Origin of the sequence: Flavobacterium sp. HJSW_4 (assembly GCF_042436695.1) — a bacterium.
GTDB lineage: Bacteria > Bacteroidota > Bacteroidia > Flavobacteriales > Flavobacteriaceae > Flavobacterium.
Genome location: NZ_JBHNPP010000070.1, coordinates 1 through 3,765 on the forward strand (window position 1 = coordinate 1; position 3,765 = coordinate 3,765).

Sequence of the window (3,765 nt, forward strand, 5' to 3'; positions counted from 1 at the left end):
CAACGAGGCGAATTGCAGGCTGTTCTTGCATTCATGAAGTTTAAATAAATCTATTTGGGATAATATTGTATTTAAAATACCTGAATGCTCCACCATTACCCCTTTAGGATTGCCTGTCGTTCCTGATGTATAAATGACGTAGGCTAAATTATCCAGTTGGTGGATCTGATTAAGATTTTTGTTTGTGTATCTAAATCTTTCAAAATCAAAAAGCATCATTACCTCCTCATCAATAACAACTTTACAGTCGCTGTCTTTTTCTATGTAAGTGATTCGTTCTTGAGGGTAACTTGGATCGATTGGCACATAGGCGGCACCAGATTTTAGTATTCCTAAAACGGCCAGTATCATTTGCTCGCTTCGTTCTAACTTTATTCCGATTAGGTCGTCGCCTTGTATTTTGTAAGTTTCTCTTAAATAATGCGCTAATTGATTTGCTTTCTCGTTGAGTTGTTTATAAGTCAATTGTACTTCTTCAAAAACAACAGCGATGTTATCGGGAGTTTTATCAACTTGTTCTTCAAATAAATCGATTATGGTTTTATCTTTTGGATAATCAATTTTAGTATCGTTAAAGTCTACTAATAATTGTTGTTTCTCTTCTTCAGATAAATAATCAATAAGGTGTATTGCAGTTTGACTCTTTGAGGTAAAAAAATGCGTAATAGCCTCAAAATGAGTTTTTATTTTTTTTATAGATTCAATATCAAAAAGATTAGAATCAAACCTGAATTCAATCCCCAAAGAAGACTCTGAAGGTTTTACAGTAATAGCAAAATTATAATTTAATTCATCAAAAACATTTATATTTTCAATATTAATCTTATTATCTGTTTCTAATGTATCTGCAACAGCATAATTTTCAAAAATGACTAAATTGTTAATAAGTTCCATTCCTACAGAACTTTGAGATTGAACTTCTGCCAAACTCACATACTGAAAATCGGTACTTTCAATTGCTTCTGCATGTAATTTTTGTAAAAAGTCTTTAACCGTGACTAATTTGTCATATTTTAACCTTACAGGAATAGTATTCGAAAAAAGCCCCACCATGTTTTCAACACCTACTAACTCAGCAGGTCGGCCAGATACAACTGATCCAAACACAACGTCTTTAGAATTGTTATATCTAGATAGTAAATACCCCCAAACTCCTTGTATAAAAGTATTCTTAGTAATCCCAAACTCCTTGCAAGTTTCTTCTATTTTTTCAAATAGTTCCTCTTTTAGACAAATGTTTTCGCTTTTAAAATTAACACTTTGGCTATGAGTTCTTTTTATATTTTTAAAAGTAAGCTCAGTAGCTGTTTCAAAACCATTCAGATACCTTTTCCAATACGCTAAAGAAGTTTCCTTATTTACTTTAGATAACCATTTGATATAATTAGCATACTTAACAGGTTTCTCAAGACTAATAGGTTGTTTTTTATCTAAATCATTTAGGATACTTGAAAAATCGTTAATCAAAATACTCATACACCATCCATCCATTACAATATGATGATGACTCCAAATAAACTCATAGTTATTATAACCTAAATCTAATACTTGCAAACGCATCTGCGTTGGTTTATTCAGATCAAAACCTCTAGATATGTCTTCTTGTTTTATTTTTTCTAAAGAAACTGAATTTGTTTCGTTTATGTTTAAGGTCTTATAGTTAAAATCAACAAAAGCTTCTTTATGAACAATCTGTAATCTTGAATTATGATCATTACTGAAACTGGTTCTTAAAATATCATATCTGTTGACTAGTTCTTGATATGCCTTCCTTACATTATTTATATTTAGGTTTTCAGCATGCAAAGTATAGCAAGTTTGCATAAAATACAAACTGCTTGACTCCTCTACTAACCAATGGTAATATAATCCTTGTTGCAAAGGAGATAATTCATAAATATCTTCTATTGTATTGTCTTTATTTATCCTAAATAAATCTTCTATATTCAAACTTTTAAAAGTTAAGTCTGATGGGGTTAATCGATTTTCTTTTGTTTGGGATAGTTCTTTTATTAATGTACAAAGATGTTCATGATAAGATAAAACCAACTTTTCAATGGTAGTTTTCTTGAATAAACTACTTGAATAACTAATAGACATACTTAATTGACCAGAAATCATCATCCCTGACACATCAAGTAATACAGAACTTCCAACATTTTCCAAATCTTTTGAAGCCCCTATATTTTCATCTGAAAACTCAAATTGAGAATCGTCTTTCCCATCGGCATTCGAGCCAAAATCACCTAAATAGTTAAACTGAATACTAGGTATTAATTCTTTTTCAAAAGTAGTATCCAAATATTTTAAAATTCCGTATCCAATACCTTTGTTAGGCACTTTTCGTAAGGATTCTTTTACTGATATAATCTCTGGGTGTTGGTTATCAGAAATATCTAAAACAAAAGGATAAACGCTAGTAAACCAACCTATTGTCCTACTAATATCGACTCCATCGATTATTTCTTCACGCCCATGACCTTCCATTTGGACAACACTTTTCTGTACACCAAAAATTTCTTTGATACTCAGCGCCAAAGCCGTCAGCAGGACATCATTAATTTCAGTATTATATAAATTATGTACTTTTGTTTGTATTTTTTTTGTCAATTCGATGTCTAAGGCAAACGACAAGGATTTGTTATTGATAGCTTTATTATCTAAATCCTCAAAATCGTTAGGCAATAACGCAATGTTGTTTTGAGAAAGATTTTCCCAATATATTCTCTCTTGTTGCTGTACAGGGCTCTGGGCATAAGATTGCTGAAGGGAAGCCCATTTTTGGAAAGAATCTGTCTTTAAGGGAAGCTGAACAGTACTATTAGTCACTAAAGCCTGATAAATAGTAGAAAAATCCTCTAGAAGTATTCTCCAAGAAACCCCATCAATAACCAAATGGTGAATGATTAAAGCTAATTGATCACCATTATCCATTCTAAAGTGACCTATATGAAACAATACTCCTGAACCAAGATCAAAACCTGATTGTAATTCTTCCCCTAATCTATTAAGTTCTACTTTTGGATTTTTGGATTTCTTTAAATCAAAGAAACTGATTTTGAAACAATCTTTAGAGTCATCTAAATTGTATTGTTGCCATCTATCGTCTACCAATTCATAAGACATTCTTAGCGCATCGTGATGCTTTACTAGAATTGATATGGCTTCTTTTAACAATAAATCATTGATAGGCATCTTACTTTTTAAAATTACCGATTGGTTATAATGATTTTTGTTTATTATAGTTTCATCTTCAAAAAAATATTTTTGGATTGGAGTTAATACAACAGGTCCTTTTATAATATCTTGACTGATAGTAGCAGTATCGAGTTGCACTAGTTTTGCCAAATCTTCAACAATAGGATTGCGAAGAATGCTATCGATATTTACAGCATATCCTTTTTGCTTTAATCGTGATGCTACTTGAATGGATTTGATAGAGTCTCCTCCTAAATTATAGAAACTGTCTTTGACACTTATTTTCTCTTGCTTGAGAACAGAAGCCCAAACATCAACTATAAGCTGTTCTTCTTTATTTCTTGGCGCTGCGTATTCTTTTTTAATGATGTCTTCACCTGTTACGCTTGGAAGCGCTTTTCTGTCCACTTTGCCATTAGCAGTCAGCGGGATGCTTTCTGTCTCCACATAAAAACTCGGCACCATATATTCAGGCAGCTTGTCTTGCAGGTGGCTTCTAATTTCTGATTTTTCAATCTCTGATTTAGAAACATAATAGGCCACTAAAGCCTTCTCTTGATTTATCTC

Annotated in this window: 1 protein-coding gene; it reads right to left on the reverse strand. The window is 31.9% G+C overall.

Going from position 1 to position 3,765, the window contains the following annotated elements:
* On the reverse strand, positions 1-3,765 hold a 3,765-nt coding region (locus ACE01P_RS24270), incomplete at both ends, for a condensation domain-containing protein (protein ID WP_379701642.1).